20 protein-coding genes are annotated in these 22997 nt (G+C 57.8%); 17 read left to right on the top strand and 3 right to left on the bottom strand.

What is annotated here, in order from left to right:
• Positions 1-2: 2 nt before the first annotated feature.
• Positions 3-2894: an ATP-binding protein gene (locus tag C8D99_RS02365; protein WP_133956000.1), complete on the top strand. Its 2892-nt coding sequence runs from the start codon at positions 3-5 to the stop codon at positions 2892-2894.
• 14 nt (positions 2895-2908) lie between these two features.
• Here the strand turns inward: C8D99_RS02365 and C8D99_RS02360 are convergent, their stop codons facing one another.
• Positions 2909-3796, bottom strand: a complete 888-nt coding sequence (locus tag C8D99_RS02360; RefSeq protein ID WP_133955998.1) for a LysR family transcriptional regulator — start codon at positions 3794-3796, stop codon at positions 2909-2911.
• A 155-nt stretch (positions 3797-3951) separates the two neighbouring features.
• On the opposite strand from C8D99_RS02360, the gene C8D99_RS02355 reads away from it, so the two are divergent.
• The 16 genes from C8D99_RS02355 (at position 3952) to C8D99_RS02280 (ending at position 19878) form a co-directional block, all read left to right on the top strand.
• Positions 3952-4620, top strand: a complete 669-nt coding sequence (locus C8D99_RS02355; RefSeq protein WP_133955996.1) for an RraA family protein — start codon at positions 3952-3954, stop codon at positions 4618-4620.
• 105 nt (positions 4621-4725) lie between these two features.
• On the top strand, positions 4726-5706 hold the full coding sequence (locus C8D99_RS02350) for a TRAP transporter substrate-binding protein (protein ID WP_166669961.1): 981 nt from the start codon (positions 4726-4728) through the stop codon (positions 5704-5706).
• A 112-nt stretch (positions 5707-5818) separates the two neighbouring features.
• Complete coding sequence (locus C8D99_RS02345; protein WP_133955992.1) at positions 5819-6322, top strand: TRAP transporter small permease; 504 nt, start codon at positions 5819-5821, stop codon at positions 6320-6322.
• Entirely contained in the window at positions 6319-7593 is a 1275-nt protein-coding gene (locus tag C8D99_RS02340) for a TRAP transporter large permease (protein WP_133955990.1), read from the top strand. The genes C8D99_RS02345 and C8D99_RS02340 overlap by 4 nt, the downstream gene beginning before the upstream one ends.
• Positions 7594-7643: 50 nt before the next feature.
• Positions 7644-8291, top strand: a complete 648-nt coding sequence (locus C8D99_RS02335; RefSeq protein ID WP_133955988.1) for an RraA family protein — start codon at positions 7644-7646, stop codon at positions 8289-8291.
• A 203-nt stretch (positions 8292-8494) separates the two neighbouring features.
• Entirely contained in the window at positions 8495-9157 is a 663-nt protein-coding gene (locus C8D99_RS02330; protein WP_208321042.1) for a FadR/GntR family transcriptional regulator, read from the top strand.
• A gap of 178 nt (positions 9158-9335) precedes the next feature.
• Entirely contained in the window at positions 9336-10337 is a 1002-nt protein-coding gene (locus C8D99_RS02325) for a TRAP transporter substrate-binding protein (RefSeq protein WP_133955984.1), read from the top strand.
• Between the two features lie 151 nt (positions 10338-10488).
• Positions 10489-10974: a TRAP transporter small permease gene (locus tag C8D99_RS02320; protein WP_243833813.1), complete on the top strand. Its 486-nt coding sequence runs from the start codon at positions 10489-10491 to the stop codon at positions 10972-10974.
• Complete coding sequence (locus C8D99_RS02315; RefSeq protein WP_133955980.1) at positions 10971-12248, top strand: TRAP transporter large permease; 1278 nt, start codon at positions 10971-10973, stop codon at positions 12246-12248. Before C8D99_RS02320 ends, C8D99_RS02315 begins: the two co-directional genes overlap by 4 nt.
• A gap of 95 nt (positions 12249-12343) precedes the next feature.
• Positions 12344-13591 carry an enolase C-terminal domain-like protein gene (locus C8D99_RS02310; protein WP_133955978.1) on the top strand — a complete coding sequence of 416 codons (1248 nt, stop codon included), beginning with the start codon at positions 12344-12346 and terminating at the stop codon, positions 13589-13591.
• A gap of 39 nt (positions 13592-13630) precedes the next feature.
• Complete coding sequence (locus C8D99_RS02305; RefSeq protein WP_133955976.1) at positions 13631-14395, top strand: SDR family oxidoreductase; 765 nt, start codon at positions 13631-13633, stop codon at positions 14393-14395.
• Between the two features lie 90 nt (positions 14396-14485).
• A complete protein-coding gene (locus tag C8D99_RS02300) occupies positions 14486-15289 on the top strand; it encodes a 5-deoxy-glucuronate isomerase (RefSeq protein ID WP_133955974.1) in 804 nt (267 codons plus the stop codon).
• 70 nt (positions 15290-15359) lie between these two features.
• Entirely contained in the window at positions 15360-16121 is a 762-nt protein-coding gene (locus C8D99_RS02295; protein ID WP_133955972.1) for an SDR family NAD(P)-dependent oxidoreductase, read from the top strand.
• A 198-nt stretch (positions 16122-16319) separates the two neighbouring features.
• A complete protein-coding gene (locus tag C8D99_RS02290) occupies positions 16320-17399 on the top strand; it encodes a sugar kinase (protein ID WP_133955970.1) in 1080 nt (359 codons plus the stop codon).
• Between the two features lie 46 nt (positions 17400-17445).
• On the top strand, positions 17446-18897 hold the full coding sequence (gene gnd / locus C8D99_RS02285) for a decarboxylating NADP(+)-dependent phosphogluconate dehydrogenase (protein WP_133955968.1): 1452 nt from the start codon (positions 17446-17448) through the stop codon (positions 18895-18897).
• 99 nt (positions 18898-18996) lie between these two features.
• The gene (locus C8D99_RS02280; protein WP_208321041.1) at positions 18997-19878 is read left to right on the top strand and encodes a DMT family transporter; all 882 of its coding nucleotides are present in this window, start codon (positions 18997-18999) and stop codon (positions 19876-19878) included.
• Between the two features lie 63 nt (positions 19879-19941).
• On the opposite strand, the gene C8D99_RS02275 is transcribed toward C8D99_RS02280, so the two are convergent.
• Positions 19942-21885 (bottom strand): TRAP transporter permease, encoded by a 1944-nt coding sequence (locus C8D99_RS02275; protein WP_133955966.1) that lies wholly within the window; start codon positions 21883-21885, stop codon positions 19942-19944.
• Positions 21886-21985: 100 nt separating this feature from the next.
• Positions 21986-22960 carry a TAXI family TRAP transporter solute-binding subunit gene (locus tag C8D99_RS02270; RefSeq protein ID WP_133955964.1) on the bottom strand — a complete coding sequence of 325 codons (975 nt, stop codon included), beginning with the start codon at positions 22958-22960 and terminating at the stop codon, positions 21986-21988.
• Between the last annotated feature and the right edge of the window lie 37 nt (positions 22961-22997).

Genomic DNA, 22997 nt, shown 5'->3' with positions numbered 1-22997 from the left:
CCATGAGACTATCCGGACCTGCAAGGGCAGCGGTGATTGCCCTTTTCCTTCTGTGTTTCTTTCTTGCGTCCGCCGCGTTTGCACAGGAGCTTGTTCTTTCGGAAGCAGAAAAAGCTTTCCTGGAGCAGCACAAAGTTATCCGTATGGGGGTGGACCCTTCCTTCGTCCCTTTCGAGTTTATTGATTCAGACGGCGGCTACAAGGGAATCGCCGCGGAGTATGTCAGGATCATGGAAGGGAAGCTCGGTGTCCGGTTCGAGGCGGCGAAAGGACTCACCTGGCCGGAGGCCTACTCGAAGGCCCTGGAAGGGGATCTGGACGTGCTTCCCTCCATATCCCAGACTCCTGAGCGGGAGCGCTATTTCCTCTTCTCCCGGCCGTACTACAACTTCAAGAGAGTCATCGTCACGCGAACCTCCCAGACGGACATCAACGACATAGAGGACCTGTACGGGAAGACCGTGGCCGTCCAGAGGAACAGTTCCCACCACAGCTACCTCATCGGCCACCCGGCCATCAACCTCAGCCTCTACGATTCGGTGGAGACGGCCCTCACCTCGGTGGCCAACGGCACGGAAACCGCCTTTGTAGGAAATCTGGCCACCACCCATTTCCTCATTAAATCCACGGGGCTCACCAACCTCAAGTTCGTGGCCTTCGAGGCGGAAAAGCAGCTCTCCCTCCATTTCGCCGTAAGAAAGGACTGGCCCGAGCTGGTCTCCGTCCTGGACAAGACCCTGGCCTCCATAACCCAGGAAGAACGGTTGGCCATCAACGCGAAATGGATCGACCTGGGGACTGAAACGGACTACGGCCCTCTCATCAGGAATTTGCTCATTGCAGGCTCTGCTGTCTTCCTCATTCTGCTCGTGTCTCTCTGCTGGGTTTGGATATTGAAACGGGAGGCGGCCCGCAGGGTGAAAATCCAGGAAGACCTGGAGAAGGCCAAGCTGGAGGCCGAAGCGGCGAACAACGTGAAATCGGGCTTCATGGCCCGCATGTCCCACGAAGTGAGGACACCGCTGAACGCCATCAACGGCATGGCCTATCTCCTGAAAAAGAGCGAACTGGCGCCGACCCAGAAGATGTACGTGGACCGGATCATTCAGTCGTCGAACACCATGCTGAGCATCATCAACGACATCCTCGACTTCTCGAAGATCGAGGCCGGGAAGGTGGAGCTGGAACATATTGCCTTCAACATCGACAACGTGCTCCAGAACGTCATCGACATCGTCTCCTACAAGATAGAGGAGCAGAGGATCGGCTTCAGCCTCACCAAGGACCCCAGGCTGCCGAACTTCTTTTTCGGTGACTCAAGGCGCATCGAGCAGATCCTCATTAACCTCATCAACAACGCCGCCAAGTTCACCGAATCGGGAACCATCTCCTTCGATGTCCGGATGAAGGCCCGGAAGGCCTCAACCTGCCTTCTGCTCTTCACCATCGAGGACACGGGCATCGGCATGACGGAGGAGCAGGCGAACAGGCTCTTCGAGCCTTTCTCCCAGGGGGACGCCAGCATCAACAGGCGTTTCGGCGGCACCGGCCTCGGGCTGGCCATCGTGAAGAACCTGCTGGACATGATGGGCGGCGAGATCCAGGTCTACAGTTCCGAAGGCAGGGGAACCACCTTCATCATCCAGGTGGAGCTGGAAGTCGACGCCGCAAACGAGGAAGAGCACCGGAAAAGGATATCCTCTTCCTACTTCAGGAACATCAAGACCCTCGTCCTGGAGAAGACCGGAGCCAACATGAACCTGATCGATTCCTATCTCAGCTCCTTCGGCATGGAGTGCGAGATCACCACATCGGAGGCCAGCGCCCGGAGCATGCTCGAAACGGCGAACGACAAGTTCTCCAAGCCCTTCGACCTTCTCATCATCGACTACGAAACGCCGGAGGAAAAGGCCTTCAGCTTCGTGGACAAAATGAGGGACAATCCGAGGATCGTCAAAATGCCGGCGGTCATCCTTCTGCTCCCCATGATGCGGGAAGATCTCTTCGACAGGACGGAAGAGCACGGAATTGAAATGGCCGTGGGCAAGCCGGTCATACAATCAGTCCTCTTCAATGCCATACAGGAAATATTCAAGCTGAAGGCCGTCTCCTCGGTCGGAGGCGAATCCCAGGACAAGAAAGAACAGGTGGCAGAGGAAGAAATGAAAACATCTCTCGGAACCATCCTCGTGGTGGAGGACAACAAAACAAACCAGCTCATCGCGAAATCCCTGCTTGAACAGGAAGGGTTCTCAATTATCCTCGCGGATGATGGCGAAAAGGGCGTGGCGGCCTTCCGGGAACACTTCGGGGAGATACGCCTTGTTCTCATGGACCTTCACATGCCCGTCCTCAACGGGTACGACGCGTCACTCAGGATCAAGGAAACCGCCCCCGCAGTTCCCATCATCGCCCTCACGGCAGACGTGGTGGACGGGGTCAGGGAGAAGTGCGAACAGCACGGCATAACCGACTACATCAGCAAGCCCTTCGACCCCGAGGGCTTCGTCAGGAAGGTGGTTGAAACGGCCGGGACCCGGCCGCTGCACCTGCCGAAGGAAAAAGGCATTCTTGACAGGGCCATGGGGCTCAAGTTCATGGGCAGCAACGAAGCCCTCTACAAAACTGTGCTGTCCGAATACGCCCGGGAAAACGGCACCCTTGTCAGGGATCTCGCCGCCTTGGTGGAAGCGGGGCAGTACGATGACGCCGCAAAGATGGTCCACAAGGTGAAAAGCAGTTCAGGCAGCATCGGTGCGACGGCCCTTCACGAAACCGCAAGGGATCTCCAGCGGGCTCTCGAGGATTCCGACGGAGAAAAGATCCGGGAACTTCACGGCACCTTCAGCCGCCAGATGGAGACCTTGCTGGCGGAAATTGGGACGGACCTCTGAAAAAAACCTTCAGTTCATGCCGAAAGAGAAACCATGCCGGGAAATACTTCGCCGAGTATTTCCCGGAGTATTTTCAGCCCCCTTACCGCCCGCAGGGGCGGATGGCGGTGGACAAGAAGATGAAGGGGCCTGGGCGGGGGCGGCGGATCAAGACGCTGGAAGAGGTACCGGTCACCGTAATGCTCCTTCACCGAGGATGCCACGATGGCCCACTGCTTGGGTGAAAAAAGCATACGGGTGATGCACGCGACGGTATCGAGCTGGATGTTCACAGTCTTCAGAGGATTCCAGATCTGGTCGTGCCACAGCATGTAGCTGCTTCCCCAGTTGATGTGCAGTTCCTCGAGAGGATCGAGTGTCCGTGCGTCCACTTTTTTTTCGCTGCTTTCACCTTCTCTCGGAAGCCGCATAAGGAAATATTCCTCCCGGATAAGCTGTTGGACAACGATGTTCGGCGAACGCTCCACCGAAATGGCGAATCCCGCGTCCAGCTGCCGCCTTTCCACAAGATCCTGGATCTGCCAGCTCTGGTGGGTTTCCAGGATAATTTTGACCGGGGGAGTGTGGGTTATCAGCGACCTGAAGACCGGGGAAAGCAGAAAAACGTGGGCACTATCCACCCCGCCGATCTTCAGCGAACCTCCTGAAAGCTCCTCCGTGTCCATGTCCTGGGCAATATCCCTCATCTGCTCCGCAAAATGTAGGTAGGCCTTGCCCGCAGGGGTCAGTTCTATACTCCGCTCTCCCCTTCGTCTGTCGATGAGAGTGCACCCCAGCTCGCTTTCCAGGTTTTTCAGCCTGAGGCTCACCGTGGACTGGGTGATCCGAAGCTGTTCCGCGGCCCTGCTCAGGCTTCCGCTTTCTATAATGGCCAGAAAGGTTTCCGTCCCTGTGGAGAGCATTCTTTCCCCCCCAAGATATTTATTTGCTAAATATTATATAACGAAAATCTTTGTTATACGAACTTGCTGTTTTGCAGTATAGTTCTTTTGCCGAACTGCATGCGCTCGGAAATCAAAACGAAATGTTCTTTTTTTCGAGACCGAGGTGAACCGATGTGTTTGTAGTGAATCCCTGCTGCGACGTGATACCGAAGGAAATAATCGAGAGCTACCGGAACATTCCCGTGGCCAACATCGGGGATGCCCGCGGACGGTTCGGGTGCATGTCCTGGATGATCAAGCCCATGAACCCCGACATGAGACTCTGCGGTCCCGCACTGACCGTGCAGACCTACCGGGCCGACAACCTTGCCATCCATGTCGCCCTGGAAATGGCCAGGCCGGGCGACGTCCTCGTCATCGACGCCGGCGGAATATATGACACCGGCCTGTGGGGCGGTCTTATGAACCAGATGGCCCGGCAGAAGCAGCTGGGCGGAATTATCCTCGACGGAGGCGTCCGTGACTGCCAGGAGCTGGCTGCGTCCCCCCTGCCCGTTTTTGCCCGGGCGGTCTCTCCCCAGGGAGGCTTCAAGGCCTCGCCGGGATCCGTCAATGTCCCGATTTCCTGCGGAAATGTGCCTGTCCTTCCGGGAGATCTTGTCGTGGGCGACGCCGACGGCATCGTGGTCATCCCGTCGGGAAAAGCGGAGGAGATACTGGAAAAAAGCCGCGCCGTGGTCAAAAAGGAAAAGGAAATAAGGGAGAGGATTGAAAAAGGGGAAACCCTCTACAGCCTGCTCAAGCTGGACGGAGTTCCTGAAAGTGTGGGCATGAAAAAGTAGGTTTTTCCAGGAATCTATTCCTGTTTTTCTTCATTTCCGCCGAAACATACGGCAGAAATGAGTATGGTTCCCAAAAATCCGGATTTACAGAAGGAGGCTATTTCAGTGAAAGGGAAAAGACTGTTCGGGACCGTAATTCTGCTCTGCGTTCTTTTGACCGCTTCAACCGCATTTGCAGCTCCCAGGGTGATCAAGGTGGGGCACAGCGGAAACGCCCAGTTCCCCTACCAGGTGTACCTTGAAATGTGGGGGAAGCAGATCGCCGAGGCGACCAACAACCGCTACGTGCTCGAGGTGTACCATTCTGACCTGTACGGCAAGCAGAACCAGCTCATCGAGGGCTGCCAGCTGGGAACCAGGGACATGGTCATGGCCACGGGGTCGCTCCTGACGTCCTACAGCCCCAAGATCGGCGTCCTGAACCTCCCCTTCCTTTTCAACGATTCCGAGGAAGCCTATGAAGTGCTGCACGGACCTATCGGTGAAGAATTCGCGGAAAGCCTTGCGAAAAGGAACCTCGTGGTCGTCGGCTGGTTTGAGAGCGGATTCCGCCACCTCTTCCCCCCCAGGCCCGTGAACCATCCCGACGATCTCAAGGGAATGAAGCTCAGGGTCGTCAACTCCGCCGAGATGATCGACACCATCAACGCCATGGGCGCCAGCGCCGTTCCCATGGGCTTCAACGACGTCTATTCCGCGTGGCAGCTCGGCACCATCGACGGATGCGAGGGAACCCTCACCCACATGATCACCCAGAAATACTACGAGCTCACCAAGACGGCGGCCCTCGTGGGGTACATGTACATGCCCGGCGTGCTCATCATGTCCAACAAGCTCTGGAGCTCCATTCCGGCCGAAGACAAAGCCATCTTTATCGAAGAGGCGAAGAAGGTCAGCCGGTTCTCCTACGACAACCAGAGGAGTCTCGACGCGGAAGAAATGAAGCAGTGCGAAGACCAGGGCGTCGTCTTCACCCGCCCCGACAAGGAACCCTTCAGGCAGGCCGTCGCTCCCGTCTACGAGAAATACAGGGACAAGTACGGCGAAATGCTGGACAAGATTCTGACGGCCACCGGCAGAAAGTAGCCCTTACACCAGAAACTTCCGGCGATCCGGGATTCCCTTCACCCATCGGGAATTGTGCCGGATCGCCGGAACGTTCTGCTGATTCTTGTCCCCACGGGAGGTTTTCCGCATTATGCTCAAGACAGTAACCTATATCAACGACATGCTGACCAGGCTGCTCGAAGTCCTTATTACCCTATTGATGACGGGAATGGTCGTCTTTATCGTCATGCAGGTCTATTTCCGCTACGTTCTTGCACAGCCCCTCTCCTGGTCCGAAGAGCTTGCCGGATACCTGTTTTCGGGAGTGTTCTTTTTCGGTGCGGTGCTTCTGTACCGGGAATCAAGGCACATAAACATGTCCCTTTTCGTCGACTCCATTAAGAACCCCTTTGTCAGGCAGATCATCGTCATCGTAGCCCATCTCCTGTCTTTTCTCTTCCTGGCCATCGTGGTCTGGTACTCCTACCCCATGGCCCTGCAGATCATCGACTTCGAAGTGGTTTCCCCGTCCATGGAGTGGCTGAAGATGGGACACGTATTCATGATAGTGCCGGTCGCCAGCTTTCTCTCCCTGTTCATGCTCCTTGAAGTCATTCTTAAATCCATAGCGCAGCTGAAGGAGATCAGACAATGAGTATCCTGCTGGCGGCCTTTTTCATCGGGTTTCTTCTTCTCGGTGTGCCCATCATCGTGGCCCTCGGCCTGTCATGCATATTCTCGGTGGTCATCACCGGAGCCGCCGATATTGCGGTCCTGGTGCAGAACATGTTCAACGCCGGAAATTCCTTTGCCCTCATGGCGGTTCCCTTCTTCATCCTCGCCGGGAACATCATGAGCGAAGGGGGCGTGTCCCGCAGGCTTGTGAACCTCGCCGGAGCATTCTTCGGCCGGATGAGCGGCGGCCTTGCCCTCGTCGCCACCGCGGCGTCCACCTTTTTCGGCGCCCTCTCGGGTTCAGCTCCCGCAACGACGGCCGCCATCGGCGGCGTCATGATAAAACCCATGGTGGAAAAAGGGTACGACAAAAATTTTGCCGGGGCGGTTGTGGCTGCCTCGGGAACCATCGGTCTCATCATCCCCCCCAGCCTCACCATGGTTCTGTACGGAGTTTCTACGGGAGTCTCCATCGGCGCCCTTTTCCTGGGCGGCATCATCCCCGGTATCATCATCTGCATTGCCCTGATGATAGTGGAATACATCATCTCCGTGAAAAGGGGATACCGCGGCGAAGAGAAAACCTCCATGAAAACGATCCTGAAATACTGCAGGGAAGCAGTATTTGCCATCTTCATGCCCGTTCTCATCCTCGGAGGCATTTACGCAGGCATCTTTACGCCCACTGAGTCAGCGGCCGTTGCTGTGGTGTACGGGCTTATCGTCGGCCTTTTCATCCACCGCGAGATTTCCTTCAGGGATCTTCCCAAGCTCATCCTGAAGTCCGCCAAGTCCACGGCACTGGTCATGTACCTCATGGTTACCGCCGAGGTGCTCAGCTTCGTTCTTGTGAGCGAACAGATTCCCCAGACCATCGCCAGTTCAATCCTCGGTTTTTCCAATAACGCCATCGTTGTCCAGCTCATCATGGTGCTGATCCTCCTCATCATCGGCACGTTCCTCAACAATACGGCGGCCATGGTGCTCATGGCTCCCATCTTCTACCCGATCATCACAAGCCTCGGGATCGACCCTCTCTTCTTCGGCATCATCATGGTCATCGCCCTTGCCATAGGCCACAACACGCCCCCCGTGGGCATGTGCCTTTTCATCGCCTGCGACATCGGCAACATCAAGCTGGAGAGCCTGGTGAAGGAAGTCATGCCGCTGGTGGCCGCGATGATCGTAGTGGTCGTGGCGCTGAACTTCTTCCCCGAGGTTATCCTCTACCTTCCGAACATGATGAAATGACGCCCGGCAGCCGCCGGATAAAGCAAACCAGAAAAAGGAGTGCAGAGATCATGGAAAAAATCGTTGAGCAGTTCCACACAATCGATACCTCCACAATTTCCGATGCCCTGGACAAAAACGGGCTCACGGGACAGTGCCTGGGGATCAAATCCTTCAACCCCGGGTGGAAAATCGCCGGGAGGGCTTTCACTGTCAAGTACGGTCCCGTTGACATCGTGAAGGGCACCGTGGGAGACTTCATCGACGACGTACCGGAGGGCGGCGTTGTCGTGCTGGACAACCAGGGACGGCTGGACTGCACTGTCTGGGGAGACATCCTCACCAGCGTCGCCAAACGCAGAGGCATCGCGGGCACCGTAATCGACGGCGTGTGCCGCGACACCAACCGCAGCCTCGAGCTGGACTATCCCATCTTCAGTTCCGGCCGGTACATGCGGACGGGCAAGGACCGGGTCCAGGTCGACGGCGTCAACTGCCACGTCAACATCGCCACCGTCAGGGTCCGCCCCGGCGACATCGTCGTGGGCGACGCCGACGGAGTCGTCGTCATTCCAAGGGAGTTCGAGGAGAAAGTCCTGGCCACCGCTCTCGAGATCGAGGCCGCCGAGGAAAAGATCCGCTCCGCCACCGAGCAGGGTATGAGGCTCGACGAGGCCCGGAAGCAGTTCAAGTACCACTCGCTCCAGACCAGGGCCTGATAGTTCCAAAGCTGTTGGTGAAAGGGCTTCCCGTTCGGGGAGCCCTTTTTTGTATGGAGGCGGATTTCCTTTCACTCAGGGAACCCCGGGTCTGCCCTTCCTGTATTACAAAATGCAGGAAGCATTCTTTTTGGGTTGCAAATCAAACATTTCCCCGTATAATGAAAACGGTGATGAGCTTGTCTTACAAGTTGAGAGTCAGCGTGATCCAGAAAGTGGTCGAATACCTCATGAACAACATCGAGAACGGGACCTGGCCGGCAGGAGGGAAAATCCCCTCCGAAAACTGCCTTACCCGTATCCTAGGTGTCAGCAGGGCCAGCGTTCGGGTTGCCATACAGCAGTTTGTGGGCCTCGGCGTGCTCCAGAGCGTTCATGGCAAAGGGACTTTTGTGAAGAACGCCGACCTTTCCCTGTTCGGCGGAGAGATTACCGGAATTACGTCCCAGGACTGCCGTGACATGAGGAAGGTTATGGAATTCCGGAGAATCGTCGAACCGGAGGCGGGTTACCTGGCATGCTCGTGCATGCCTTCAGGATTGCTGGAAGAACTTGCTTTGCACCTGGAGAACATGATAGGCAGCGTCGGGGAACCTGAAGAGTTCGTCCGGGAAGATATCCTGTTTCATGAGTGTATTGCCAGGGCATCAGGAAACCCTCTCCTGGAAAAAAGCCTGAGAGAGATTTTTAAAGAAACGGTCCGTACCCATGCAAAGATGAACGCCGTCCTGGGATACAAAGACGGAATCTACTACCACTCCATTATCCTCAAGGCATTCCGCGACGGCAACGCAAAGCAGGTTCGCAGCCTTATGTCCGAGCACCTTCAGTCAGCGATAGAACGTCTCGTACCGGAAACCCCTTAAGACCCCGTCTTGTATGACAAGCTTGCAACTGCCGGCATTCGGCCTCCCCAAGAGGTGAGACGGAACGCAGAAGCGGTTTATCCGAACCATCGGATGTACTTGAAAACAGGGTTTGACAGGCCGTGAATCCGGCCCGTTGATGGAGCACCGAAATCTATTTTCGAGGAGGAGACAGGAAATGAAGAAACTGGCAACTGCACTGCTGATTGCAACAATGGCGTTCGGAATGGCGGCATCGGTACAGGTTGTTCCTGCGGAGAGCGCGGACCCGATTACCTTTACCTTCGCCATGGTTGACCCCGAGACATCCCCTTATTACAAAGGGGCTGCCAAGATTGCCGAAGAAGTTGAAAAGGCCACCGACGGAAGAATCAAAATTAAAATCGTAGCCGGCGGAACCCTCGGAGGCGAAAGGGATACCGTTGAGCTCGCCATGACGGGAGACATCGACATCGCAACGGCGGCAAACTCCGTCATGACCAACTTTATTCCCGAGATGAGCATTCTCGACCAGGCTTTCCTCTGGGCAAACGCCGCGCAGGCTCACGCTGCCGTCGACGGCCCCGTCGGCGCCCTGATCCAGGAGAAGGCAAAGAGGCTCGGCCTTAACGTCATCGGATACATGGAGTCCGGTTTCAGGAACGTGTTTTCCGTGAAGCCCATCCAGAAGATCGAAGATTTCTCGGGCGTCAAGATCCGTACCATGCAGAACCAGTATCACATGGCCGCTTTCAGCGCTTTCGGCGCCATGCCCGTAGCCATGGCCGCCGGCGAGCAGTTTACGGCCCTTCAGCAGGGAACGATCGACGCTGCTGAGAATGCCATCGCAAACTGCTGGAATAACGGATTCTACGAGGTCACAAAGAATATCACCTACACCAACCACGCGTTCGTCTACATTCTGCTCTGCATGTCCGACAACGCCTGGAACAAGATCCCCGAAGATCTGCGGGAGCCCTTCCTGGCAGCGGTCAAGAGAGGCTACGAGGCACAGCGCCAGTATCTTGTCGATGCCAACGAGGAAGCCACCGAGAAGCTCAAGGGAGTCGGCGTCGTTTTCCATGATATCGACAATTCCGCTCTGCAGGCAGCCTACCAGAAAGCCGCCGCTGAGAAGGGGTGGAAGTTCGATCCTGCGTGGCAGGCTGCGGTTGACCAGACTATCGCCACCGTGAAATAACCGCGTCATCCAAAACGAGAGTTTATAAGAACTGAACTCGAAAGGCACCGGAAGTCACTGTTGAATGTGCCTTCCGGTGTTTTTTTCCTGGGAAAGCGGGTCGGGTATGAAAAAAATACTATCCATATGTCAAAAGATCGAAAACGCAATCATGGTGGTCACTTTTGTGACCATGGTCGCCACGTTCTTCGCCCAGGTATTGAACAGGAATTTTTTCCAGGCTCCCGGTTTTTCCTGGTTCGAGGAACTGGCCACCTACTGCCAGATATACATGGTACTCATAGGTACGGAGATCGGGCTTCGGGACGGAACGCAGGTTTCGGTGACTGCAGTGGTGGACAGATTCCAGGGGAAGAAAAAGAAGATCATCCAGATGGTGTCCAAGCTGATAGTGATCGTCTTCTCGGGTGTCCTTGCCTTCAGCACCATCAGGCTTCTTCGAGTCCAGCTGTTAAGCGGGCAGACCTCTTCCGCTATGCACATTCCCATGTTTATTCCCTACTTCGCTCTCACTCTGAGCTTCTCCATAATCACACTTGTTCAGAGCGCCATGCTTTTCGCCATGCTGAAAGATTTCGTCTCGGGGGACGGCGGAGGCAGGATGACCTGTGCCGCAGACGGGAGGGCGGACTCATGACCGGGTTTCTTCTGTTCGGGAGTTTCGCGCTGCTCCTTGTCCTCGGCGTACCCATCGCTCTTTCTCTCGGGGCGGCGACCATGTTTACCATAGTGACAAGCCCTGATATTTCTGTGTCCATCTCCACCGTGGCCCAGCGGATCTACGGAGGGCTTGAATCGACCTCCATCATGGCCATCGCCTTTTTCGTCCTTGCGGGAAACCTCATGACGAGGGGCGGCATTTCCAGGCGCATCGTCGATTTCGCAAACTCCATCGTGGGAGGCGTCAGGGGAGGAATGGCCCTCGCCCTTGTCCTTGCCTGCGCGTTTTTTGCCGCTTTGTCCGGCTCAGCACCGGCGACAGTGGTCGCCATAGGTGCAATGCTCTACGACGATATGATCCGCATAGGCTATCCGAAAGACAGGACGGCAGGACTGCTGGTCGTTTCAGGAGGACTCGGTCCCATCATCCCGCCCAGCATCATTATGGTCATCTATGCCACCCTCACGGGAGCGTCCGTCGGGGATATGTTCAGCGCCGGCATGGTGATCGGTCTGGTGATCATGGTGGTTCTCATGGTCGTCGGCGGTTACTTCGCCTACAAGGAAAAATGGCCGAAGTCCACGGAGAAATATACCCTCAGGGAATTCCTCGTCTCCGCGGTAAAGGCCATACCGGCGCTCATGCTTCCCCTGATCATTCTCGGCGGCATATACAGCGGTCTTCTGACGCCGACGGAATCTTCTGCCGTTGCCGTTGTGTGGGCCCTCTTTGCCGGAATGTTCATCTACAGGGAACTCAGCCTTTCGGATCTTGTGCCGATCATCCTGAATTCCGCCAAGAGTTCGGCCATGGTGCTCTTCATCATAGGGACATCCACGGCGTTCTCGTGGCTGTTTACTTTTTCGGGTCTTTCCAGGGCCATGGTTTCTTCTGTTATGGCTATGAATCTCAGCCCCATTTTGTACTGTGTCGCCGTGGCCTGCATTCTGCTCATGTTCGGTACCTTCATGGAGGGCATAGCTATTGCCGTGCTGCTCGTTCCGGTCCTCTGGCCTATAGCCCAGTCCATGGGCATCAACGTGATCCATTTCGGGATGATCGTCTGCGTGGCCAATGTCATCGGCACCATGACACCGCCTGTCGCCGTAAACATATTTGCCGCCACCACCGTTTCGAAACTCAGAATGGGGGATATCGCAAAAGCCCAGACTCCGTTCTTCATCGGCTACCTTGCGGTGTTTATTGCGGCGGTTCTGATTCCCGGTTTCAGCACATTCATACTCAAGTAGGCCGTGCAGGGTATTCCGGAGAAAAAGGATAATATTGCAGCTTTCGCCCCGGCACGATACGACGCCATGCGACTGCGGAAAGAAGGAAAAGTGCCGTGACAGTATATATCAGGGATGTCAGGGTCATCTGCACCGCCCCTGAGGGCATCAACCTCACGGCGGTCAGGATTGACACAAGCGAACCGGGACTCTACGGCCTGGGCTGCGCCACCTTCGCCTACCGGCACCTGGTGGTGAAATGCCTGGTGGAGGAATACCTCAGGCCCCTGTTGATCGGGCGGCCTGTGGAGAACATTGAAGATCTCTGGCACATGATGCACCAGAACGGCTACTGGCGGAACGGACCTGCCGAGAACAACGCCGTATCCGGAGTCGACATGGCCCTCTGGGACATCAAGGGAAAAATGGCGGACATGCCCCTGTACCAGCTCTTCGGCGGAAAATGCAGGGAGGCGGTGCCGGTCTATCGTCACGTGGAGGGAAAGGATCTTTCCGAGATCTGCGAGGACATTCTCCGGCGGCAGGAGCAGGGTATCACCTGCGTCCGGTGTCAGTGCGGAGGATACGGCGGAGGCGGGTTCGGAAACGCTCCGTCCGGAGCGCCCGCCGGAGCGCCGAAGGGAGTCTACCTCGAGCCCCGGAAATACATGAGGGACACCATCGCCCTGTTCGAGGGCATACGGGAGCGGATCGGCTTTGACATGGCTCTCTGCCATGACGTGCACGAGCGCATTCATCCCATGGACGCCGTTCGTTTCGCCCAGGCCCTGGAGCCCTTCGACCTCTTCTTCCTCGAAGACGCCGTTCCCCTGGAACAGGGCGAGTGGCTGCGTCTGCTGCGCTCCCATACGACCATTCCCCTGGCCCAGGGCGAACTTTTCAGCAATCCCTCCGAGTGGAAGGACATCATCACGAACCGCCTGATCGATTTTATCCGTGTTCACATCAGCCAGATAGGCGGAATTACCCCGGCCAGGAAACTCCAGCTCTTTTCCGAGCAGTTCGGTGTCAGGACGGCCTGGCACGGTCCGGGCGACATGTCTCCCCTCGGCCACGCCGCGAATATCCACCTCGATCTTGCCGCCCACAACTTTGGCGTTCAGGAGTGGTCCGGAACGGAACCTCCCAATTTCATTCTCCACGACCTCAAGGGTCCCCGGGATGCCCTGCTCGATGTTTTCCCCGGACTGCCTGAACTCCGCCGGGGCTATGTTTACGCCAACGACCGCCCCGGTCTCGGTGTCGACCTGGATGAGGCGGAGGCTGCGAAGTATCCCTGCGAAAACACCGTTACCACCTGGACACAGACGAGGCTCCCCGACGGCACGCTCCAGAGGCCCTAGCCGGGAGGACGGGAAATGAAGGAAAAGGAGAAAAACTGAATGACACACGATTTGTTTGATATCACGGGAAAAAAGGCGATCGTAACGGGAGGAACCCGGGGGCTGGGCAGGGGAATGGCCGAGGGCCTGCTGGAGGCGGGGTGCGAAGTCGCCATCATAGGATCTTCCGACGGAGTGTTCGCCACGGCGGAGGAATTCCGCGCCAAAGGGTGGAAATGCCACGGCGTCAGGGCGGACCTCAGAAACCGGGATGAAGTGTACCGGTCCTTTGACGAAGCTCTCGGCGCCCTCGGAGGCGACCTGGACATACTGGTGACCGCTGCCGGAATCCAGAGACGCCATTCCGCAGAAAATTTCCCCGTGGAAGAATGGGACGAAGTCATCAACGTCAACCTCAACGCCGTTTTCATTCAATGCCAGCTCGCAGGCAGAATAATGCTGAAAAAGGGCTGCGGCAAAATAATCAACATCGCGTCCATGGCCAGCTTCTTCGGCGGGCAGACCGTTCCCGCCTACTCCGCGGCAAAGGGCGGCGTCGCGCAGCTGACGAAGGAACTGACGAACGACTGGGTCGGACGGGGAATCAACGTCAACGCCATTGCACCCGGCTACATGGCAACGGAAATGAACGCGGCCCTTGTTGCCGATGAAACGCGAAACCGGCAGATTACCGAGCGCATCCCGGCGCACCGGTGGGGAACGGGGGATGACATGAAAGGCGCTGTAATCTTTCTCGCCTCCCGGGCGAGCGACTATGTCAGCGGGGCGATCATCCCCGTTGACGGAGGATACCTGGTCAAGTAGCCGGAATCCGCTGCACCGGATCTTTTTTGCAGGACGGGAGGAAGTTTTCTCTGCACCGGAAAATGACACACTATGATCGGAGGAATTCACATGAGTTCACTAAACAGCAAGGCCAGGATGGAGAAGTGGCGGGTCCAGTCGCCGGAAGAGCCGGGTTTTCATACGGTCATCTCTCCTGAAAAAAGCGAATGCAGGGTAGCCCGGATCTACCGCCTGAACCTTCCCCGCGGGGAGCGCTTTCTTCTGGAGACCGGAGACCTGGAAATGCATGCCGTCCTGATGAACGGAAGGGTACAGCTGGGCGGAAACTCCGCCCTTGACATGTCCATGGACAGATTCGACTCCTTTTACCTTCCCGCCCGGGCAAGTGTGGAAATCACTTCCCTTGAGGACTCGTTTTTCTACATCGCCGGCGCTCCCTATGAAAACATAGGCGAGGTGAGCTTCCGGAAATATGATCCCACCCTTCCCATCGGTGATGTCCACCAGATCCACGGTGAAGGGGTCGGACGCCGGGAGGTCATGTTCACCCTTGCCCCCAAGACCCCCGCTTCCAGGCTGATCTGCGGCCTGACATGGGGCGGCAACGGCGCATGGACAAGCTGGCCGCCCCACCAGCATGAAAAGGATCTGGAAGAGGTGTACTGCTACTTCGACATGCCGGCCCCCAAATTCGGCTTTCATCTGAGCTATCTCGAAACCGGAGGCACCATGGACTGCGTCGCTCATCCCGTTCATTCGGGCACGATGGTCGAGGCGCCCTGCGGCTACCACCCCACGGTGGCCAGCCCCGGAACACGCAACGCCTACTTCTGGGCCCTGGCGTCCTTTTCTCCGGAGCAGCGCCGCTACGACCTCGCGGTCATCGACCCGGAGTATGCGGGAAGCAATTGAGTTTGGTTTCGTCTGAAAGAATGGCGGGCCGTTCGTCCGCTGGTGCTAACCATGGCAAGGAGGGGCTTCAATGAGATGGTTTGATCTGTCCGGAAAAAAAGCTATGATAACGGGTGCCGGACGAGGACTCGGCAAAGGCATGGCTGAAGGGTTCATGGAAGCCGGTGTGGAAACGGTTCTCTTTGCCACTACGGAAAAAATAGTGACCATGGCCCGGGAATACAGGGACAAGGGATTCAAGTGCCACGGCGTCGCCGCGGATCTCGCAGACGAGGCTTCCCGCCAGGCCGGTTTTCAGCAGGCGCTCGAAATGCTTGGCGGAAAAATCGACATCCTTGTCAACAGCGCGGGAATACAGCGCCGCCACAAATCAGAAGAATTTCCCCTGGAAGACTGGAATGACGTTCTTGAAGTCAACCTGACGGCGACATTCCGCATGTGCCAGATGGCCGCCAGGGAAATGATCAGACAGGGCAGCGGGAAAATCATCAACGTGGCCTCCATGATCAGCTTCTTCGGGGGCTTCACCATCCCTGCCTATGCGGCAAGCAAGGGAGGAGTGGCCCAGCTCACCAAGGCATTCTGCAACGAATGGGCCGGCTGCGGAATCAACGTGAACGCCATCGCCCCGGGCTACATGGCCACCGAAATGAACACCGCCCTTCTCGATCCCGCCAATCCCCGCTACAAGGAGATTACCGACCGGATCCCCGCGCACCGGTGGGGGACTCCTGAAGACATGCAGGGAGTTGCGCTCTTCCTGGCTTCCCCTGCTTCGGATTATCTCAACGGAGCCGTCATTCCTGTGGACGGAGGGTACCTTGTCCGTTAATGGGTGATGATTTCTCTTTTCAGGGGAAATTTGTGCAGAAGGGGGAACCCCGTTCCCCCGTTTTCTGATATATTGTGAAATAGAACGGGCGGTGCGGAGAAGAAGAGGAATCCTCTTTTTCCCGCCCGCTTCCGTCAATACGGAAAAGTCTGTTTTCAATTCCGCCGCAGGCCGATTCCTGCCGAGAAGGAGGACATGATGAAACCGACCGTTAGGAAAAGCTGGACCTATTCGCTTGTCTGCCCCACCAGCATGGGGGTGCGGATCACCCCCGTCAACCACCAGCCGGTGCACGTGAGCGACCATTTCTTTCTCCAGGCCACCAGCGCCGAGAGCAACGTCCTCACCGTCAGCGCCGCCCTGGGAGAGAGGGTCAAGGTACTCACCACCTTCGTGAAGGACAGCCCCATAGCGCTTCTCATCAAGAACGATCTCCGTAAGCGGGGCATCGAGTTCGAGGGAAAGGAAGTGCCCCAGGGAGGTCCGTGGGGCTACCGGCACCAGTTCAACATCGCCGACACGGGCTTCGGTGTCCGGGGACCCCGGGTGACCAACGACCGCGCAGGAGAGGTCGGCCGTACCCTCAACGTCAGGGATTTCGACCTCGAGCGGCTCTTCGGCCGCGAAGGAGTCCGGGTGCTCCATGTCTCCGGCCTCATTGCCGCCCTCTCGCCCGAGACGGGGCAGTTCTGCATCGAGCTGGCCCGGGCCGCCAAGAGCCACGGCACCCTCATCAGCTTCGACCTGAACTACCGGGAATCCTTCTGGAAGGGCAGGGGACAGGAGCTTTCCGCCCTCTTCGCCGAAATCGCCTCCCTGACGGACTACCTCATCGGCAACGAGGAAGACTTCCAGCTCGCCCTGGGCGTCCAGGGACCCGAGGCCGGAGGCTCGGACATCTCCGGCAAGATGGACAGCTTCAAGGGCATGATCGACAACGCCCGGAAAGCCTTCCCCAATGCGTCCGTCTTTGCCACCACCCTCCGCCAGGTGGTCCACGCCAACGAGCACCTGTGGGGGGCCATCCTTCACTCCGGCGGAGGATGGTTCGAGGCCCCGCCCCGGCCCATCCACATCCTCGACCGCATCGGCGGCGGCGACGGCTTCGTCGGCGGCCTGCTCTACGGCCTGAACAAGGGGTGGGAGCCCGAGAAGGCCCTTCAGTTCGGCTGGGCCACCGGCGCCATGGCCACCACCATGATCTACGACTTTGCCCTTCCCGCGAGCGAGGAGCAGGTCTGGAGCGTGTGGGAAGGCAACGCCAGGGTGAAACGGTAGAGGTCCGCCCGCAGGAGCGGCTATCTCGACGATAAGGAGCTATGCCATGAAAAAAGCAGACATCGGCCTCATCGGCCTGGCGGTCATGGGTGAAAACCTTGTCATGAACATGGAATCCAGGGGGTACACCGTCTCCGTGTTCAACCGCACTGCGGACAAGGTTTCCAATTTTGTCGAAGGCAGGGCGAAGGGAAAGAACATTCTCGGCACCTATTTCCTCGAGGACCTTGTGGAGAGCCTCGAACGCCCCCGGAAGATCATGATGATGGTCCAGGCCGGCAAGGCCGTGGACGAAATGATCGAGCACCTCCTGCCCCTCGTGGAAAAGGGTGACATCCTCATCGACGGAGGCAACAGCCACTTCTCCGACACCATCCGGCGAACGGCCTACGTGGAAAGCAAGGGCCTTCTCTACATCGGCACCGGGGTCAGCGGCGGAGAAGAGGGGGCCCTCAAGGGTCCCTCCATGATGCCTGGCGGTTCGGCAGCAGCCTGGCCCCATGTCAAAGACATCTTCCAGTCCATCAGCGCCAGGGTGGAGGACGGCACCCCCTGCTGCGACTGGATGGGCGACAACGGCGCAGGGCACTTCGTCAAGATGGTCCACAACGGCATCGAATACGGCGACATGCAGCTCATCTGCGAGGCCTACCACCTCATGCGGGACGTGCTCGGCATGTCCGCCGAGGAAATGCACGAAGCCTTCAAGGGGTTCAACGAGACTGACCTGGACAGCTACCTCATCGAGATCACCAGGGACATCCTCGCCTACAAAGACGCTGACGGGCAGCCCCTGGTGGACAAGATTCTCGACACCGCCGGGCAGAAGGGGACAGGCAAGTGGATGAGCGTCTCCGCCCTGGACGAGGGCGTTCCCCTCACCCTCATCAGCGAGGCCGTCTTCGCTCGATGCCTTTCCGCCATGAAGGACGAGCGGGTGGCCGCCGCCGGGGAATTCCCCAGAGAAAAGACACCCTTCATCGGCGACAGGGCCGAATTTCTTGAAAAGATCCGGAAGGCCCTCCTCGCGTCCAAGATCATCTCCTATGCCCAGGGGTACACGCTCCTCCGGGCCGCGGCGGAGACCTACGGCTGGAAGCTCAACTACGGCGGCATCGCCCTTCTCTGGCGGGCGGGGTGCATCATCCGCAGCGTCTTCCTCGGCAGGATCAAGGATGCCTTCGACCGGGACCCCGGCCTCACCAACCTCATCCTCGACCCCTACTTCAAGAATCTCATGAAGGAACTCCTTCCCGCTTGGCGGGAGGTGGCCGCAGCCGCCATCATGCACGGCATCCCCATCCCCTCCATGAGCTCCGGCCTGGCCTACTTCGACGGATACACCAGCGAATTCCTTCCCGCGAACCTGCTGCAGGCCCAGCGGGACTACTTCGGCGCCCACATGTACCAGAGGCTCGACGCCGAAAGAGGCAAATTTTTCCATACCAACTGGACGGAGCGGGGAGGGAACACCGTCTCGGGAACCTATGTGCTCTGATTCCCCCGCTTCAGGAACGACGATCCTCTATCCTGACCCTGAAGCCCTGCGGAGAACCTGCCGCCCTCCGCAGGGCTTGTCCCGTCCGGGGAGGTGCCGTTGCTGAACATTCTGCGAAGCTACCACCCCTACGCATTTACAGCCATTTTCTGCTGGTCCCTGGCCTATGTCTTCACCCGCCTGGCCCTGGGGCACTTTTCGCCCCTCTCCCTCGGTTTTCTGCGCTGCCTCATAGCCTCCTGCATCCTCGGCGCGGCGGGCTTCCGCACCGGAATGAAGCTCCCCCGGAGGGAAGACCTCAAGTACTTCGCAGCAGCCGGAGCCGCGGGTTTCTTTCTTTACCTGGGGGCCTTCAACCAGGGGTCGCTCACCGTCACCTCGGCCACCAGCAGTATTATCATTTCCTCCGCTCCGGTGATCACCGCACTCCTCGCCGTCCTGTTCCAGGGCGAAAGGGTGGGAATGCTCCAATGGGCAGCCTTTGCCGTGGAGTTCGGCGGCATCCTGATCCTTTCGCTCATGAAGGGTGCATTCACCGTAAACAGGGGGATCCTCTGGCTGCTCATGGCCGCGCTGGTCCTCAGCGTTTACAACCTCCTCCAGAAGGGGCTGACGAAAAGATACTCGGGGCTGCAGACCGCCACCTACAGCATCATGGCCGGAACCGCCATGCTCGCCGTCTTTGCGCCCCAATCCTTTCTGGAACTGGCATCAGCGCCTCCTTCCCAGCTCTTCAACCTCGCCATGCTCTCCGTCTTTTCCAGCGCCATCGCCTACGTCGCCTGGTCGAAAGCTTTCGAGAAGGCCGGAAACACATCCTCGGTGAGCAACTACATGTTCGTGACCCCTCTGCTCTCGAGTCTGCTGGGCTTTCTGCTCGCGGGCGAACTGCCCGATACGGCCACCCTGATCGGCGGAGCGGTCATCCTTTCGGGCCTTGCCCTGTTCAACCTGGGCAGGCGGCATCATAACGGAGGGTAAAAAAACAGGGGACGGCCGTATGCCGTCCCCTGACAACAACTCTGTACGGATGCTCTTCTCCGGTTATTTGCTTCCTGTCTTCGGGTAGATGTACAGGCGGTGAAGCAGAAGGATGCCGAATATGATGCCCGCGCCGATGATGTCGGTTCCGAAATCCGGAATTATCAGCATAAAACCGCCTATGATCATCAGAATTCTCCAGAAGCTGTTCACCGGGCCGTCGAGATAGCCGGTCAGCCCGCCACCGATGCCGATCATTCCTATGACCGCCGTTACGATCATGGGAAGGGCCTCCCAGAAATTCCCGTTGATCATGATCATTTTCGGGTTGAAGGCGAACATGTAGGGGATTATGAAAGCCCCTATGGCGATCTTTGACGCGATCACCCCGGTCTTGAAGGGATTGCTCTTCGCTATCGCCGACCCCGCGTAGGCCGCGAGGGCCACGGGAGGAGTGATGTCGGCGATGATGCCGAAGTAAAAGCAGAAGAGATGGCTCGCCAGAACGGGAACGCCCATCCGGATAAGAATCGGCGCGGCGATGGTGCTCGTGATGATGTAGTTGGACGTGGTCGAAACCCCCATACCCAGGATCAGCGACGTCAGCATGGCCACCATGAGCCCCAGGATCAGCGAACCGCCCACAAGCTCGAACATGCCGGCGCCGATTCTCTGCCCCAGCCCCGTAAGGGTCACCATTCCCACGATGATGCCCGCGGTGCCGCAGGCAGTGGCGACGCTGACGATGGATTTCGCCGCCGCCGGCAGGGCGGTGAGTATCTGCCTGAAGGGAACGAAGGTTCCCCTTCGCAGGTACGGGATGAAGGCGGCGACGCAGATGCCCCACAGGGCGCTCCGCGTGATGGTGAAGCCGCTCAGCATGAAGTAGATGATGGCCGCGAGGGGAAGCATGAGGTGACCCTGGTCCCGGATGAGGGGCCACAGAGGGGGAAGCTGGTCCCGGGGCAGCCCCCGGAGCCCGCTCTTTTTGGCCTCGAAATGGACCATGACCCAAATGCCGGTAAAATACAGCATTGCCGGGATGAGAGCGTGCTTCATGAGGGTGGGGTAGGGCACGCCTATGGCGTCGGCGATGAGGAATGCCGCGGACCCCATGACGGGCGGCATGATCTGCCCTCCCGTGGACGCGGCGGCTTCAACGGCTGCCGCGAATTCTGCCTTGTAACCCAGTTTTTTCATCATGGGGATGGTGAAGCTCCCGGTGCTTACCGTGTTGGAAACCGAGGATCCGCTTATAGTACCGGTGAGGGCCGAGGTGAGAACGGCCACTTTCGCCGGACCTCCAGCCGCCCAGCCGGACGCGCTGGTGGCCGCCTCGATGAAAAACTTGCCGATACCCGTTTTCTCGAGACAGGCTCCGAAGAAGATGAACAGGAAAATGAACGTGGAGCTCACTCCGAGGGGGTTCCCGATGATTCCCTCGGTGGTGATGAACAAGTGGGTGATGACCCGCTGGACGGAGTATCCCCTGTGGTGAAGGAAGCCCGGGAGATAGGGGCCGATAAATCCGTAAATGATAAAGAACGAAGCGACGCAGACGATGGGAGGCCCGACGACGCGCCAGCAGGCGAAGAGGACGAAGAGAATGCCGATGCCTGCCATGATCACGTCAAGCTGGGTGTACGCCCCTGCCCGGAGCTGGAGGTCCTTGTAGTTGTAAAGAAAATAGAAGGTCACCGCGGCGAAAAGCGCCGCCAGGACCAGGTCGAAAATGCTGTGCCTGCTCCGGTCCGTCTTCGACGTGGCCGGGTACATGATATAGGCAAGGCATATGGCGAAGCCCAGGTGAGAGTAGCGGACGATCTGCTGGGGAAATCGGTTTGTGATGGAAGCGTAGAGCTGAAAGCATGAAAAGGCCGTCAGAAGAATCGTGAGAAGGATTTCCTGCCTTCCCCTGAAATGCTTGAATTTCGACTCCCTGTCAATTTCGGAGAGGTCGACGTTCTCGAGCACTGTATCGCGGTTCTTGAAAAAATTCAGACCCATGGGCGGTATCCTCCATCTGAAGAATGCGGGAGAGGTTTCCCTCCCCCGCATGGCACGGATTAAAGAGAAGCGGATAACCGGAGCGGTGTAACGAAAGGGTTTACAGGTCCTTGGAGGGCACGGTCATCCCTTTTTCCCTGTAGAAGCGGGCCGCTCCCGGATGGACGTTGCCGCCGATGCCCCTGAAGGCTCCCTCGAGGGTCATGTAGTTCCCTCTGCTGTTCAGCAGCCTGATCTCGTCGAGATTCTCATAGAGCACCTTTGTGACGTTATAGATCACATCTTCCGGAACGTCGTCCCGGGCCACGAGCATGGCCATGACGGACACGCTGTCCACGGTGTGGCCGATCTTGTACTGGTCGTCATCGGGAGTGGTGTAGGGAGAGTAGAAGGGGTACATCTCCGTGAGCTTCTTCACATACTCCGGGGCGATGCTGATCACGTCGATGCCGCCGGTGAGGCCCAGTTCCACCACGTTGGAGTTCGGATAGCCCGAGCACATGAAGAACGCGTCGATCTGGCCGTCCTGAAGGGCGTTCTTGCCCTCGGAAGCGGAAAGGAAGCGCTCGTCGATGTCGTCGTAGGTCATGCCGTGGGCCAGCAGCACCTGGCGGGCCGCCACTTCGTAGCCGCTTCCCGCGGCGCCGACGCAGATCCTCTTGCCCTTCATGTCAAGAACGCTCTGGATGCCGCTCTTCTTGGAAACCACGATCTGCACCATCTCGGGGTACAGGGCGGTGATGGCCGAAAAGCCCCTGATCGGCTTGCCGGCGAACTGCTCGGTTCCCGTCAGCGCATAGTGGTTCACGTCGGTCTGGATGAGGGCGAACTCGTTCTCCCCGCTTCCAAGGAGCCGCGCGTTTTCGATGGAGCCGCCGCTGGACGTGACGGTGATGCTCACTCCGGCCTTCGCACTGATGATCTGGGCAAGGACGCTGCCGAACCGGTAATAGTTGCCCGTGGCGCTGCTTGTGGCCATGAGATACGATGCCGAGGCGAGGGCCTCGCCGCTCGTTGCCGCAACAGACGTTACGCAGAAAAGAAACATCATGAGAACCAGGATCGCTTTTTTCATTTTTCCATCTCCTTTTCGTGATTTATTTGTGCGCCGC

It is taken from the genome of Aminivibrio pyruvatiphilus (assembly GCF_004366815.1).
In the GTDB taxonomy this organism is placed as follows: Bacteria; Synergistota; Synergistia; order Synergistales; family Aminobacteriaceae; genus Aminivibrio; species Aminivibrio pyruvatiphilus.
The sequence above is the reverse complement of the archived record's forward strand: the minus strand, read 5'-3'. Positions and strand labels throughout refer to the sequence as shown.

What these genes read in the sequence shown, in the direction of transcription:
- C8D99_RS02295 (WP_133955972.1), top strand. Translation starts at nt 15,360, where the DNA reads ATGAGATGGTTTGATCTGTCCGGAAAAAAAGCTATGATAACGGGTGCC.
- C8D99_RS02270 (WP_133955964.1), bottom strand. Translation starts at nt 22,960, where the DNA reads ATGAAAAAAGCGATCCTGGTTCTCATGATGTTTCTTTTCTGCGTAACG.
- gnd (WP_133955968.1), top strand. Translation starts at nt 17,446, where the DNA reads ATGAAAAAAGCAGACATCGGCCTCATCGGCCTGGCGGTCATGGGTGAA.
- C8D99_RS02315 (WP_133955980.1), top strand. Translation starts at nt 10,971, where the DNA reads ATGACCGGGTTTCTTCTGTTCGGGAGTTTCGCGCTGCTCCTTGTCCTC.
- C8D99_RS02360 (WP_133955998.1), bottom strand. Translation starts at nt 3,796, where the DNA reads ATGCTCTCCACAGGGACGGAAACCTTTCTGGCCATTATAGAAAGCGGA.
- C8D99_RS02300 (WP_133955974.1), top strand. Translation starts at nt 14,486, where the DNA reads ATGAGTTCACTAAACAGCAAGGCCAGGATGGAGAAGTGGCGGGTCCAG.
- C8D99_RS02325 (WP_133955984.1), top strand. Translation starts at nt 9,336, where the DNA reads ATGAAGAAACTGGCAACTGCACTGCTGATTGCAACAATGGCGTTCGGA.
- C8D99_RS02275 (WP_133955966.1), bottom strand. Translation starts at nt 21,885, where the DNA reads ATGGGTCTGAATTTTTTCAAGAACCGCGATACAGTGCTCGAGAACGTC.
- C8D99_RS02320 (WP_243833813.1), top strand. Translation starts at nt 10,489, where the DNA reads ATGGTGGTCACTTTTGTGACCATGGTCGCCACGTTCTTCGCCCAGGTA.
- C8D99_RS02305 (WP_133955976.1), top strand. Translation starts at nt 13,631, where the DNA reads ATGACACACGATTTGTTTGATATCACGGGAAAAAAGGCGATCGTAACG.
- C8D99_RS02335 (WP_133955988.1), top strand. Translation starts at nt 7,644, where the DNA reads ATGGAAAAAATCGTTGAGCAGTTCCACACAATCGATACCTCCACAATT.
- C8D99_RS02290 (WP_133955970.1), top strand. Translation starts at nt 16,320, where the DNA reads ATGAAACCGACCGTTAGGAAAAGCTGGACCTATTCGCTTGTCTGCCCC.
- C8D99_RS02365 (WP_133956000.1), top strand. Translation starts at nt 3, where the DNA reads ATGAGACTATCCGGACCTGCAAGGGCAGCGGTGATTGCCCTTTTCCTT.
- C8D99_RS02340 (WP_133955990.1), top strand. Translation starts at nt 6,319, where the DNA reads ATGAGTATCCTGCTGGCGGCCTTTTTCATCGGGTTTCTTCTTCTCGGT.
- C8D99_RS02345 (WP_133955992.1), top strand. Translation starts at nt 5,819, where the DNA reads ATGCTCAAGACAGTAACCTATATCAACGACATGCTGACCAGGCTGCTC.